The organism is Rubrivivax soli (assembly GCF_049810355.1).
Classification (GTDB): Bacteria; Pseudomonadota; Gammaproteobacteria; order Burkholderiales; family Burkholderiaceae_C; genus Rubrivivax.
This window is the reverse complement of the sequence record NZ_CP187368.1, coordinates 4442967-4455816: the sequence shown is the minus strand read 5'-3', so window position 1 is coordinate 4455816 and position 12850 is coordinate 4442967. Positions and strand designations below refer to the sequence as shown.

The following is a 12850-nucleotide window of genomic DNA, read 5'->3' as shown; positions in this document are numbered from 1 at the left end:
CAGCGGCGCCGGGTGGGCGCCGGCACGGGTGCGCGGCCTCGTCGGCGCGGCGGGTTGCCGCACCGGGGTCGCGATGATACGGGCGCCGTGCTGGCGCAAGACGGGCGCCCTGCGCTTGCACCGACACACGCGGCGGCGGCAGCCGCGACAATCCCCAGCTCTGATCAGGAGCCCCACGATGCCGACCACCCCCTCCGACCCGGCCTGGAAGCACGACGGCGTGCGCGTGGTGCCCGGCGACCAGCTCGACCCCAACACCGCGCAGACACCGGGCATGGACCGCAAGGCCGCGATCAACTTCGCGCGCGTCGGGGCGCAGCGGCTGTGGGCCGGCACCGTGCACATCCACCCCGACGCCAAGACCGGCGCCCACCACCACGGCCCGCTGGAAAGCGTGATCTACGTCGTCAGGGGCCGCGCCCGCATGCGCTGGGGGGAGGCGCTGGAGTTCACGGCCGAGGCCGGCCCCGGCGACTTCATCTACGTGCCGCCCTACGTGCCGCACCAGGAGATCAACGCCAGTGCCACCGAGACGCTGGAGTGCGTGCTGGTGCGCAGCGACGGCGAGGCGGTGGCGGTCAACCTGGACATCGAGCCCGTGGAGAAACCCGAGCACGTGGCCTGGATCGACCCCATCCACCGCGGCTGACGACTTCGTCACACCCGTGACGCCGAGGAAACCCGGATCATCCCCCGGATGCGGGATGAATCTGCGATGCTACGGGGCATGAACCGGGTCCTCCGCACCGCCGCCGTCCTGTGCACCCTGTGTGCGCTGGGGGGTGCTGCCGTCGCGGCGGACGCCAACGAGCCGACGATGCGCGCGGCCGTCGAGACCGCCCTGTGGCCGGGCGACATCGTGCGGGCGGCCGACAAGTACCTGCGCAGCCACCCCGACGGCGCCGGCGCCGACGCGGTGCGTTCGCTGCGCGAGCGCGCCACCCAGGCGTGGCAGATCGTCAGCCGCAGCGACGTGAAGCTCTACCGCAGCGCGTTCGTGCCCCGCGAGGGCGGCGAGACGCTGCAGGACATGCACCGCGCCTCGCTCGGCGACCGCGCCGCCGCCGTGCGGCTGGCGCACGCCAGCAAACGTGCGGGCGACGCGCAGGGCGAGCAACGCTATGTGGGCTGGCTGCAGCTGGCCTCGCTGCTGGGCGACGACCGCGCGAGCTACGAGCTGGCGCTGCACTTCCGCCGCACCGACCAGCTGGTGCTGGCCGCGCGCTACGAGGCGGTGGCCATCGCCCTGGGCTACCAGCCCGCCCCCGGCCTGGACCACGTGCGCAAGTAGGTCTGCACCGGGCAGGCCGCTCCGACGCCGTCGCTATGATGGTTCGAGGAGACACGACAAGCGCATGTTCGACATCATCATCGTCGGCGGGGGATCCGCCGGCTGCGTGCTCGCCGCACGCCTGAGCGAAGACCCCGCCACCAGCGTCTGCCTCGTCGAGGCCGGCCCGGCCGACCGCAGCGTGCTGATCCACTGCCCGGCCGGGCTGGCGCTGCTGGCCAAGAACGGCGCGGCGAACTGGGGCTTCCAGACCGTGCCGCAGCCCGGGCTGAACGGCCGCCGCGGCTACCAGCCGCGCGGCAAGGTGCTGGGCGGTTCGAGCTCGGTCAACGCGATGATCTACCTGCGCGGGCAGCATGCCGACTACGACGGCTGGGCCGCCGCGGGCAACCCCGGCTGGAGCTGGAACGACGTGCTGCCGTACTTCAAGCGCAGCGAGCACAACGAACGCGGCGCCGACGCCTGGCACGGCAGCGGCGGCCCGCTGAACGTGATGGACCTGCGCAGCCCGAACCGCTTCGGGCCGGTGTTCGTGGAAGCGGCGCGGCAGGCCGGGTACCCTGTGAACGACGACTTCAACGGCGCCACCCAGGAAGGCGTGGGCCTGTACCAGGTGACGCACAGGAACGGCGAACGCTGCAGCGCCGCCAAGGCCTACCTGACGCCGCACCTGGGCCGCAAGAACCTGCAGGTGGTGACCGACGCCCACGTGCTGCGTGTGCTGATGGACGGCCGCCGTGCCACCGGCGTGGAACTGCGCCAGGGCGGCGCCACACGCACGCTGCAGGCACGGCGCGAGGTGGTGCTGAGCGCCGGCGCGCTGCAGTCGCCGCAGCTGCTGATGCTGTCGGGCATCGGCCCCGGCGCGCACCTGCAGCAGCACGGCATCGCGGTGCAGCACGACCTGCCGGGTGTCGGCCGCCACCTGCACGACCACGTCGACGTGGTGCAGGTGGTCGACGCCCCCGGCGTCACCGACCTGTTCGGCCTGTCGCTGCCCGGCGCCTGGCGCGTGCTGCAGGGCATCTTCGAGTGGCGCGCGCACCGCCGCGGCATGCTGACCACCAACTTCGCCGAAGCCGGCGGCTTCCTGCGCAGCAGCCCCGAGATCGACCGGCCCGACCTGCAACTGCACTTCGTGATCGGCAAGCTGGTGGACCACGGCCGCAAGACCGTGTTCGGCCACGGCTATTCGTGCCATGTCTGCCTGCTGCAGCCCCAGAGCCGCGGCAGCGTCACGCTGGCCAGCGCCGACCCGACGGCGCCGCCTGCCATCGACCCGGCCTTCTTCGCCGAGCGCGACGACCTCGACCGCCTGGTGCGCGGCTTCAAGCTGATGCGCCACATCCTCGGCCAGCCGGCGCTGGCCGGCGTGCGCGGCCGCGAGCTGCAGGCGTCGGCCGAAGCCGTCAGCGACGCCCAGATCGAGACCTTCGTGCGCAACCACGCCGACACCATCTACCACCCCGTCGGCAGCTGCCGCATGGGCCCCGGGCCCGACGACGTGGTCGACGCGCAGCTGCGCGTGCATGGCGTGCAGGGGCTGCGGGTGGTGGACGCGTCCATCATGCCCAGCATCGTCTCGGGCAACACCAATGCGCCGACCATCATGATCGCGGAGAAGGCAGCCGACCTGATGCGGGCCGCGGCATGAAGCTCTCGGTGCTGGACCAGTCGGTGGCCTGTGCCGGCCGCGACGAAGGCGACGCGCTGCGCGACACCGTGGCGCTGGCCCGGCACTGCGAGGCGCTGGGCTACGAACGCTTCTGGGTCAGCGAGCACCATGGCATGCCGACCATCGTCGGCAGCGCGCCCGAGATCGTGATGGCGGCGATCGCCGCGCGCACGCACCGCATCCGCATCGGCAGCGCCGGCGTGATGCTGCCGCACTACGCGGCCCTGAAGGTGGCCGAGCAGTTCCGCGTGCTGGACGCGCTGGCGCCGGGGCGCATCGACCTCGGCGTGGGCCGCGCGCCCGGCAGCGACATGCGCACGGCGATGGCGCTGAACCCGGGCGCGGCGCACGCCGCCGACGGCTTCCCGCAGCAGGTGGTGGACCTGCAGGCCTGGACCCGCGGCCAGCGCCACCAGGGCATCTGGGCGCATCCGCGACCGCCGGTCGGCGCCACGCCGGCGCAGGCGCCCGAACTGTGGATCCTGGGCAGCTCGAACTACGGCGCGCAGTTGGCGGCGCACCTGGGCCTGCCGTACGCCTTCGCCTACTTCTTCATGGACGGCCAGGGCTGCGAGGAAGCGCTGGACCTGTACCGGCGGCTGTACCAGCCCAGCGAGCGGCACCCGACGCCGCAGCCCACGATCTGCGTGTGGGCGCTGGCCGCCGACACGGCCGACGAAGCCCGGCACCACGCGCTCAGCCGCGACCGCTGGCGGCTCGATCGCCAGCGCGGGCTGCTCGGGCCGCTGCGCACGCCGGCGTCCATCGTGGAGCAGGGCTTCACCGACGACGAGCTGCCGGCCGTCGCCGCCACGCAGGCGAAGGCCTTCGTCGGCACGGCCGCCGAAGTGGGAGCGCGGCTGCGCGCGCTGGCGGGTGCCCTGGACCTGCACGAGCTGGTGGTCAACACCTGGGCCCACGCGCCGGCCGTGCGGCGGCAGTCGTATGCGCTGCTGGCGCGTGAGTTCGCGCTCACGCCGTGAAGCGCCTGTGAAAACAGCAGGCGCCTGAAAGAACGAACCCCTCTGAACCTTGCGATTCAGCGGGGCGGGCGGCCGCGGCCGCCAGTGGAGCTCCGGAGATAGGAAGTCCGGGGCTCCTGATGCGCAGTGACTGCGCCATCGGTTGGTACCTGCAAGCAGGCAAAGCAACAGTAGTCCACCCCGGCGCCCGGCGCAAGAGGGAAATGCTGACTCAGCGCAAGTTCTGCAAGCGTTCGAGAACACCGGCCACACGCGCCTCGACCGCCGGGTCCATCGTGATCGTGCGGCCCCACTCGCGCTGCGTCTCGCCGGGCCACTTGTTGGTGGCGTCCAGGCCCATCTTGCCGCCCAGGCCGCTCACCGGTGACGCGAAGTCCAGGTAGTCGATCGGCGTCTGCTCCACCAGCGTCGTGTCGCGCACCGGGTCCATGCGCGTCGTGATCGCCCAGATCACTTCCTGCCAGTTCCGGATGTCCACGTCGTCGTCGGTGACCACGATGAACTTCGTGTACATGAACTGCCGCAGGAAGCTCCACAGCCCGAACATCACCCGCTTGGCGTGGCCCGGGTAGGCCTTCCTGATGGAGATGATGGCCATGCGGTAGCTGCAGCCCTCGGGCGGCAGGTAGAAGTCCACGATCTCCGGGAACTGCTTCTGCAGGATGGGCACGAACACCTCGTTCAGCGCCACGCCCAGCACCGCGGGCTCGTCGGGCGGCTTGCCGGTGTGGGTGGAGTGGTAGATCGGGTCGCGCCGGTGCGTGATGCGGTCGACGCGGAACACCGGGAACCAGTCCTGCTCGTTGTAGTAGCCGGTGTGGTCGCCGAACGGGCCCTCCAGCGCGTGCAGGTAGCCACCCACTTCCTTCACGGGCACCCCGCGCTCGGAATGCCCCGTGTAGCCGGCCGGCGCCGGCGGAATGTGCCCTTCCAGCACGAACTCGGCACTGGCCGGCACCTGCAGCGGCAGGCCCTCGCCGACGCCCGACGCCACCACCTCGGTGCGGCTGCCACGCAGCAGGCCGGCGAACTGGTACTCGGACAGGGTGTCGGGCACCGGCGTCACCGCGCCCAGGATGGTGGCCGGGTCGGCGCCCAGCGCCACCGCGATCGGGAACGGCCGGCCCGGGTTGGCGCGGGCGAATTCGCGGAAGTCCAGCGCGCCGCCACGGTGGGCCAGCCAGCGCATGATGACCTGGTTGCGGCCGATCACCTGCTGGCGGTAGATGCCCAGGTTCTGCCGCAGCCGCGGCTGCGCCACGCCCTGCGGACCGCGCGTGACGACCAGGCCCCAGGTGATCAGCGGGCCGGCATCGCCCGGCCAGCAGGTCTGCACCGGCAGCGCGCCGAGGTCAACGTCGCCGCCCTCCAGCGTCACTTCCTGACAGGGCGCGTGGCGCAGCTGCGCGGGCTTCATGTCCCACAGCGCCTTGCCCATTTGTAACAGCCGGCCGGCGTCCTTCAAGCCCTTGGGCGGCTCGGGCTCTTTCAGGCTCGCGAGCAGGCGGCCGACGTCTCTCAGCTCGGTGGCGGACGTTGCACCCATGCCCAGCGCCACCCGTTTAGGGGTGCCGAACAGGTTGATGAGGCAGGGAAATTTGTAACCCGTGGGCTGCGTGAAGAGCACGGCAGGGCCGCCGGCACGCAGCAGTTTGTCGCCGATTGCCGTCATTTCCAGCGCCGGAGACACCGGTTCGGCCACCTTTTGCAGCTCGCCCTGCGCTTCCAGCTGTCCGATGAAGTCCCGAAGGTCGCGGTACTTCATTACTTTCGAGTCTCACAAGACTGTTTCATATTCTTGACCGTGTATGAGCGGCTTCCTAGAATTCGGCACAACCTGAAACTACAGGGTTAACCCGAGTCTCTCCCGATGGGATCGAGGAGACCGGAGGACCAGCCCTCCCGCCGCAGCGGCGACCCACCGAGGTCGTGCTGATCGAGCGGTCGATTATGGTCGTCGCCCCCACGCTGCCGCTGGCAGCGGGCCGGAGCTGGCGACACTTGGAGAGGAATGCGATGAGAGCTCTTGCCCTGCTGCGCGATGCGCAGCGAGCCGCGCGTCGTTCGATTGCGGTGTTCGTTCGTGACGTGGGTCACGGCCTGCTGGACATCGGTCACAACACGCTGGCCGTCGTCGGCCTGGCCGTGGTCGCCACGCTGGTGTTCGCAGCCGGCCGCGCCGACCTGCGCCAGCAAGTCGAAGCGGTGGCGTTCGAGTGGCTGCAGGAACGGCACGAGGAACGCACCCTGGCCTCGGGCGACGTGCTGTCGCTGGTCGCCGAACCTGCCGCCGTGCAACGCGCCACCGCCGCCGACCCCTCGCGGCTGACGCGCGAGCAGGCTGCCGTGGCCAAGTGGCTGTCACGCCGGTACAAGGTCGCCCCCGAGCCGCTGAGTGCCCTGGTGCAGGAAGCCTGGACGATCGGCCAGCGCGCCGGCCTCGACCCGACGCTGATCCTGGCCATCATGGCCATCGAATCCAGCTTCAACCCCTTTGCGCAGAGCCCGGTGGGCGCGCAGGGCCTGATGCAGGTGATGACGCGCGTGCACGACGACAAGTACGAAGCCTTCGGCGGCACGCACGCGGCCTTCGACCCCATCAGCAACCTGCGCGTGGGCGTGCAGGTGCTCAAGGAGTGCATCGCGCGTGCCGGCAGCCTGCAGGACGGCCTGCGCTACTACGTGGGTGCGGCGCTGCTGGACAACGACGGCGGGTACGCAGGGCGCGTGCTGTCGGAGCAGGGTTACCTGCGCATGGTCGCCGATGGCAAGGCCGTGCCGACCAATGCGCCGTACGTGGCGCCCGCCGCCCCGGTCGTCCCCGAGCCCGTGCCCGCTGCTCCGGTGACCGAGGCCCGCGCCGAGCAGGTCGCGCTGCTTCGCTGATCGGCCCCTTCCGCTACACTGACAGCCTGCGCGACTGGCGATAGGGGCGGCCCGCTGCGGCCCCGCCCCGAGGTGGACGACCACCGGGAAGCGCAGGTCGGCACCGCCCGTGCCGACAGCCCGCCGTGCGCCTGGGCAGCCCTCGACCCCGTGCCCTGCCGCGGGGGCTCCGAAGGCCCTTCCATCCCGAAGAGGACTGCCATGTTCGACCGTTCCCAATCCACGCTTGCCAACGTCGACCCCGCGCTGTGGGCCGCCGTGCAGGCCGAGAACCGCCGCCAGGAAGAGCACATCGAGCTCATCGCGTCGGAGAACTACACCAGCCCGGCCGTGATGCAGGCGCAGGGCTCGCAGCTCACCAACAAGTACGCCGAGGGCTATCCCGGCAAGCGCTACTACGGCGGCTGCGAGAACGTCGACGTGGTCGAGCAACTGGCCATCGACCGCCTGAAGCAGCTCTTCGGCGCCAACTTCGCCAACGTGCAGCCCAACAGCGGCAGCCAGGCCAACCAGGCCGTGTTCTTCGGCCTGCTGCAGCCCGGCGACACCATCATGGGCATGAGCCTGGCCGAAGGCGGCCACCTCACGCACGGCATGCCGCTGAACATGAGCGGCAAGTGGTTCAAGGTCGTCAGCTACGGCCTCGACGCCCAGGAGGCCATCGACTACGACGCGATGGAGAAGCTGGCCCACGAGACGCGCCCCAAGCTCATCATCGCCGGCGCCAGCGCCTACAGCCTGCGCATCGACTTCGAGCGCTTCGCGAAGGTGGCCAAGGCGGTGGGCGCCTACTTCATGGTCGACATGGCGCACTACGCGGGCCTGATCGCCGCCGGCGTCTACCCGAACCCGGTGCCGCACGCCGACGTCGTCACCAGCACCACGCACAAGAGCCTGCGCGGGCCGCGCGGCGGCATCATCCTGATGAACGACGAGGCCATCGCGAAGAAGATCAACAGCGCGATCTTCCCGGGCATCCAGGGTGGCCCGCTGATGCACGTCATCGCCGGCAAGGCGGTGGCTTTCCTCGAGGCGCTGACACCCGAGTTCAAGGCCTACCAGGCACAGGTCGTGGCCAACGCCCGCGTGCTGGCCGAGACGCTGATCGCGCGCGGCCTGCGCATCGTCAGCGGCGGCACCGAGAGCCACGTGATGCTGGTCGACCTGCGGCCCAAGGGCCTCACGGGCAAGGAGGCCGAGGCCATCCTGGGCGAAGCCCACATGACCTGCAACAAGAACGGCATCCCGAACGACCCGCAGAAGCCGATGGTCACCAGCGGCATCCGCCTGGGAACGCCGGCGATGACCACACGCGGCTTCAAGGAAGAGCAGGCGCGCCAGACCGCGCACCTGATCGCCGACGTGCTGGACAAGCCGCACGACGCCGCGAACATCGCTGCCGTGCGGGCCAAGGTCGCGGCGCTGACCCGCGACTTCCCCGTGTACCGTTGACCCCCCCCGTAGCGCCTTTGGCCCGCAGGCCGGCAAGCATGCTGGCCTGCCTTCGTCCGGCGAAGGACGGTCCGCAGGGACCGTCCCACGTCCGGACTCAGCCCGACCCCAGGGGGGCGCCGCTGGCGGACCGGCAGAGCCGGATCCGCAGCGGCAGCTTGGTTGGATACCGTCATGCGCTGTCCGTTCTGTAGCCACGACGAAACGCAGGTCGTCGAGACGCGGGAGTCCGACGAGGGCGGCGTCATCCGGCGCCGGCGCCGCTGCCTGAAGTGCGACAAGCGCTTCACCACCTACGAGCGCATCGAGATCGCGATGCCGGCCATCGTGAAGAAGGACGGCGCACGCGTGGAGTTCGACGACGCGAAGATGCGCGCGTCGATGCTGCTGGCGCTGCGCAAGCGGCCGGTGAGCATCGAGCAGGTGGATGCCGCGATCGAACGCATCCAGGCCAAGCTGCTGGCCAGCGGCGCGCGCGAGGTGCCCAGCGCGCGGGTGGGTGAACTGGTGATGCGCGAGCTCAAGCGCATGGACAAGGTCGGCTACGTGCGCTTCGCCTCGGTGTACCGCAGCTTCGAAGACGTCGACGAATTCCGGCAGCTGATCCGCGACATCTAGCGCCTCCGGGCGCTTCCCCTCCGCCGAGGGCCCCCACCGACACCGCCACGCCGGGGGACGCGCAGGCCGCGGGCGTTTCCTACAGTGACCGCCATGCCGTCACGACAGGACACGCCCATGCCCGCCACTCACCGCCGCCCCGCCACACGGGGACACAGCCTCGTCGAGACGATGATCGCGCTCGGCATCGCCAGCGTGGCGGCGGGGTTGGCCTTGCCTGGCTGGGGCGAGGCCAGCGAGCGCCGCCGGGTGGAGGGTGCCGCAGCCGAACTGGAGACGCACTTCGCCCACGCGCGCAGCCAGGCCGTGGCGATGAACCGCACGCTGCGCCTGCACTTCGTCAGCGACCGCTGCTACGTGGTGCACACCGGCGGCAGCAGCACTGCCTGCAGCTGCGCCGACGACGGCAGCGCCAGCTGCAGCAGCGGCGCGCAGGTGCTGCAGGTCGTGCAGTGGTCGGCCGACACGCCGGTGCGCGTGCTGTCGAACCGCAGCTCAATCGGCTTCGATGCACTGAAGGGCACGGTGACGCCGACCGCCACCGTGAAGATCGTCGGCGCCGGCGGCACCACGCTGCACAACGTGATCAACATCATGGGCCGCGTGCGCAGTTGCGCGCCCGAGCCGGGCCTGCCGGGCCACACCACCTGCTGACCCCCGCGGTTGCGTGGCGTGCGGACGAACGGCGCGCCGATGGCGACGAGCGGCGTGGCAGAAGTCACGCTCTCCGGATAATCGGGTTGCCATGCTGCCCTTCCGCGCCCCACCTTCCTCTTCGGACCACGGCTTCACGCTGATCGAACTGCTCATCGCCCTGGTGGTGCTGGCCGTGCTGGCCGCCGTGGCGCTGCCCGCGTTCAACGAGTCGATCCGCAAGAGCCGCCGCAGCGAGGCCGCCGCGGCCATCACGGGCGTGCAGCAGGCCCAGGAGCGCTGGCGCAGCAACAACACCAGCTATGCCGCCAGCGTGGCCGCGCTCAGCCTGCCCACCACCTCCAGTGGCGGCTACTACACGATCAGCGTCGACTCGGCCACCACCACCGGCTACAACGTGGTTGCGACTGCTGTCGCGGGCAAGTCCCAGGCGGAGGACGGCGACTGCGTGCGCCTGCGGGTGCGCAGCGTGGGCGGCAGCCTCGTGTACGGTTCTGCGGCGGCCAGCGGCAGCTTCGACGAAAGCGCGGGCAACCGCTGCTGGAGCCGCTGATGCGCAGGCAGCACCGCGGGCGTCCGGCGGGCTTCTCGCTGATCGAGGCGCTGGTCGCCGTGGGTGTGCTCGGCATCCTGCTGGCGCTGGTGGGACCGTCGTTCAAGGACTACCTGCTGGTGCAGCGGCTGAAGAGCATCAACGCGCAGTTGGTGACGGACATGAACTTCGCGCGCAGCGAAGCGGTCACGCGCAACAACTTCGCGCGCGTCGTGTTCCAGGACGACCCCGCCAAACCGCAGACTTGTTACACGATCTTCGTCAATCCACCCGGTCTGGGCCCGGGCTACCGCTGCAATTGCGACCTTGGGCCCGGCGCCGCCTGCCCCAGCCCGCCCTCAGGGCCGAGTGGCATAGAGATCCGCACGGTGCAAGTGCCGCGCTCCAGCGGTATCACGATCACTGCCCCTGGAAACTCCAGCCCTGGTACCAATCCATGGCCAGCCGTCGGGTTCAGCAACCTGCACGGCGGTTTGCTGAGCATCCCGACAGACTTGAGCGCGTCGGCTGCTCCGCCCTTCAACATTGAAGTGGCTGCCAGCCCGGCGCTGCTGCTGCGCACCGTACTAGGCCGCAACGGCCGGCCAACCGTGTGCAGCGTCGGCAACAACCTGGGAGCGCAGGCATGCTGAATCGCGATCGCCGACACGAGGCGCAAAGAGGCCCGCAGCGCGGGCTGTCCCTTGTCGAACTGATGGTCGGCATTGCCATCGGCTTGGTGGTGGTCGCAGGCGCTGCGCTGGTGGCGTCGTCTCAGATCAGCGACACGCGCCGCCTGCTGCTAGAGACGCAGTTGCAGCAGGACTTGCGTGCGGCAGCCGACATCATCACGCGGGAGCTGCGACGCGCTGGCTCGAACGCTCACAGCAACTTTGCCCTCGCCACCGTGTGGTTGCCGCCAGCCCTATCGGCGGGAACCAATCTGTTCACTGACCTCACACCAACTTCGCTGGCAAGCACGCCGGGCAGCGAAGTCGGCTACCGGTACTACAGAACGGCAGGAGCTTCCATTCCGGTATTTGGATTCAAGCTGTCTGGCGGGGTCGTTGAGTTCAACCTGGACGGCACAAGTTGGCAGCCACTGACCGACGAGCGCGTGCTGCGCGTGACCGCCTTCACCGTGACGCAGAACAACGGCCCCGCCGTGCCACTGGCCTGCGCCAAGGAGTGCGCTGGCGGCGGCACGGCCTGCTACCCGACCTGGCAGACACGCGAGCTCGTCGTCGACATCGTCGGCGAAGCCGTGGCCGACCCGACCGTGCAGCGCAGCATCCGCGCCGTGGCCAAGCTGCGCAACGATGTGCTCGTCCCCGGCGCCTCGGGCCCGCTGTGCCCGCCATGAACTCCGCACGCCCCATGCAAGCACACCCGCAACGCCAGCGCGGCGCGGCAGCGCTGATCGTCGTGCTGCTGCTGTTCTTCATCGTCTCGATGGTGGCGGCCTACACCAGCCGCAACCTGATCTTCGAACAGCGCACCGGTGCCAACCAGTACCGCTCCACGCAGGCCATGGAAGCGGCGCAGGCCGGCCTGGAATGGGCCAAGGCGATGCTGAACACCGGCCGCATCGACGCCTTCTGCCAGCCCAGCACCACCGTCACCGACACCACCTTCCGCGAACGCTACCTGCTGGTCGACGCCAACGGCAACTTCACGGCGCGGGGCACCACGGGCGCCTTGCCCACCAGCATTGCGACGCAGCTGACGCCCACCTGCGTCTTCAACGGCACCGACTGGGACTGCGACTGCCCGAGCAATGCCGCGCCGACGCTCGCCCCGCCCGCCGGCACGGCGCTGGCCCCGGCCTTCCGCGTGCGCATCGGCGTCGGTTCCGGTGCGTTCGTGCCCGGGACCGTGCGCATCGAAGCCGTGGGCTGCACGCGGCTGAACGACGACTGCCTGGCCTTCTCGGCGCCCGGCGCGCTCAACGAGGGCCGCGCGATGGTGACCGAGCTGGTGGCTCTGGTCGGCGGTCTGCCGAGCCCGCCGCTGGCGGCGCTGACGGCCGGTGCGGCAGTGAACCTGGCCGGTGCCACGCTGCAGCTGTCCAACGCCCATGCGGCTTCCGGCGGCGCCACGATCCAGGCACGCAGCACGGTGGCGGTGGGCAGTTCCGTGCTGTCCAGCCTGCCGGGCACGCCGGGCGACCTGTCGGTCATTGCCAACGATGTGTCGCTGCCCGACGGCTCCACCAGCACCGGGGCCGACGGCATGTTCGCCGGCGTGTTCAACCTCTGGCCCGCCACGCACAAGCAGCAGCCGGCGGCCATGGTGCTGGGCAGCGCGGCTGCCGGCTGCGGCGCAGGCGGCTGCAACGCCGCCGCCGTGCGCGACGCGCTGGCCTTGAACCCGGGGCGCGTGCTCTGGATCGAGGGCGACCTGACGGTGGACAGCGCGGGCGACATCGGCAGCGCCGCCGCACCCGCGGTGCTGGTGGTCGAGGGCGACCTCGTGTTCACCACCGCGGCCACGATCCACGGCCTGGTCTACCTGCGCACCGGCACCTGGGCCACTTCGGGCGCCGGCACGGTGCGCGGTGCGGTCGTTGCCGAGGCCGGTGTGGCAGGCAACGGCTCCACCAGCATCATCTACGACGCCGACGTGCTGCGCCGCCTGCGGCTGAACAACGGTTCCTTCGTGCAGGTGCCAGGTGGCTGGAAGGACTTCTGCTCGACGCCCACGGGCCTGGTCGTCGGCGGCTCTCTGGGGTGCTGAACATGCGCAAGCCGACAACTCCG

At 70.5% G+C, this 12850-nt stretch carries 13 protein-coding genes; 12 read left to right on the top strand and 1 reads right to left on the bottom strand.

The features are described 5' to 3' along the window. The first annotated feature begins 178 nt into the window (after window positions 1-178). From ACPOLB_RS20480 to ACPOLB_RS20465, 4 genes are all read left to right on the top strand, one after another. Entirely contained in the window at window positions 179-649 is a 471-nt protein-coding gene (locus tag ACPOLB_RS20480) for a cupin domain-containing protein (protein ID WP_425257883.1), read from the top strand. A 78-nt stretch (window positions 650-727) separates the two neighbouring features. Then, on the top strand, window positions 728-1291 hold the full coding sequence (locus tag ACPOLB_RS20475) for a hypothetical protein (protein WP_425257882.1): 564 nt from the start codon (window positions 728-730) through the stop codon (window positions 1289-1291). Between the two features lie 64 nt (window positions 1292-1355). After that, window positions 1356-2945: a GMC family oxidoreductase gene (locus ACPOLB_RS20470; RefSeq protein ID WP_425257881.1), complete on the top strand. Its 1590-nt coding sequence runs from the start codon at window positions 1356-1358 to the stop codon at window positions 2943-2945. Then, window positions 2942-3949: an LLM class flavin-dependent oxidoreductase gene (locus ACPOLB_RS20465; protein WP_425257880.1), complete on the top strand. Its 1008-nt coding sequence runs from the start codon at window positions 2942-2944 to the stop codon at window positions 3947-3949. Before ACPOLB_RS20470 ends, ACPOLB_RS20465 begins: the two co-directional genes overlap by 4 nt. Before the next feature lie 211 nt (window positions 3950-4160). On the opposite strand, the gene ACPOLB_RS20460 is transcribed toward ACPOLB_RS20465, so the two are convergent. Beyond that, window positions 4161-5714 (bottom strand): UbiD family decarboxylase, encoded by a 1554-nt coding sequence (locus tag ACPOLB_RS20460; RefSeq protein ID WP_425257879.1) that lies wholly within the window; start codon window positions 5712-5714, stop codon window positions 4161-4163. Window positions 5715-5965: 251 nt separating this feature from the next. Between ACPOLB_RS20460 and ACPOLB_RS20455 the strand changes: the two genes are divergently transcribed. The 8 genes from ACPOLB_RS20455 to ACPOLB_RS20420 all read left to right on the top strand — a co-directional run bounded on the left by ACPOLB_RS20455 (window position 5966) and on the right by ACPOLB_RS20420 (window position 12827). Further along, on the top strand, window positions 5966-6835 hold the full coding sequence (locus tag ACPOLB_RS20455) for a transglycosylase SLT domain-containing protein (protein WP_425257878.1): 870 nt from the start codon (window positions 5966-5968) through the stop codon (window positions 6833-6835). Window positions 6836-7036: 201 nt separating this feature from the next. Then, window positions 7037-8287 carry a serine hydroxymethyltransferase gene (gene glyA / locus ACPOLB_RS20450; protein WP_425257876.1) on the top strand — a complete coding sequence of 417 codons (1251 nt, stop codon included), beginning with the start codon at window positions 7037-7039 and terminating at the stop codon, window positions 8285-8287. Between the two features lie 174 nt (window positions 8288-8461). After that, complete coding sequence (nrdR, locus tag ACPOLB_RS20445) at window positions 8462-8905, top strand: transcriptional regulator NrdR (RefSeq protein ID WP_425257875.1); 444 nt, start codon at window positions 8462-8464, stop codon at window positions 8903-8905. A 117-nt stretch (window positions 8906-9022) separates the two neighbouring features. Continuing rightward, window positions 9023-9559, top strand: coding sequence for a GspH/FimT family pseudopilin (locus ACPOLB_RS20440; protein WP_425257873.1), 537 nt, complete (start codon window positions 9023-9025; stop codon window positions 9557-9559). 91 nt (window positions 9560-9650) lie between these two features. Beyond that, window positions 9651-10112: a type IV pilin protein gene (locus ACPOLB_RS20435; RefSeq protein WP_425257872.1), complete on the top strand. Its 462-nt coding sequence runs from the start codon at window positions 9651-9653 to the stop codon at window positions 10110-10112. Continuing rightward, entirely contained in the window at window positions 10112-10744 is a 633-nt protein-coding gene (locus ACPOLB_RS20430) for a GspH/FimT family pseudopilin (RefSeq protein ID WP_425257871.1), read from the top strand. The genes ACPOLB_RS20435 and ACPOLB_RS20430 overlap by 1 nt, the downstream gene beginning before the upstream one ends. Further along, the gene (locus ACPOLB_RS20425) at window positions 10738-11454 is read left to right on the top strand and encodes a PilW family protein (RefSeq protein ID WP_425257870.1); all 717 of its coding nucleotides are present in this window, start codon (window positions 10738-10740) and stop codon (window positions 11452-11454) included. The genes ACPOLB_RS20430 and ACPOLB_RS20425 overlap by 7 nt, the downstream gene beginning before the upstream one ends. Before the next feature lie 14 nt (window positions 11455-11468). Next, window positions 11469-12827: a PilX N-terminal domain-containing pilus assembly protein gene (locus tag ACPOLB_RS20420; RefSeq protein WP_425257869.1), complete on the top strand. Its 1359-nt coding sequence runs from the start codon at window positions 11469-11471 to the stop codon at window positions 12825-12827. Window positions 12828-12850 lie beyond the last annotated feature (23 nt).